Here is a 350-nt window from a genome sequence, read left to right on the forward strand (position 1 = left end):
GATCTATGGCGATATCCCAAAAGACATCACCCAGACGACGGGAGCATTACCCTCTCTCACCAATGGGGGATTGGATAACCTGATTGTCGCCGCGCTTCAGGCACAGTCCCATGAGGGTTCCGATACACTGGAACCCAGGCACTGGCGCAGAGCGATCAACAGCGTACTTACCCATTGCACCCGCCAGCATCCGTCCGTCCGTGATTTTATGAAAGTGGCCTGTGAAAAGCTGCTCCCGGATCAGGACAATCAAGAGTGGGTTGACCCGGATCAGCTGGCGCAATATCTGCGTTCCCTGAAAAAGATAGACCGGGAATATATTCGAACAAACTTCTGGCACCTGGCCCGGG

1 protein-coding gene is annotated in these 350 nt (G+C 54.3%); it reads left to right on the forward strand.

What is annotated here, in order from left to right; translation table 11 throughout:
- Window positions 1-350 (forward strand): hypothetical protein (locus E1189_RS22820; RefSeq protein WP_196220969.1); only part of this gene is annotated, 350 nt, incomplete at both ends.

This window comes from Parendozoicomonas verongulae, from assembly GCF_009711465.1.
Lineage (GTDB): Bacteria > Pseudomonadota > Gammaproteobacteria > Pseudomonadales > Endozoicomonadaceae > Sansalvadorimonas > Sansalvadorimonas verongulae.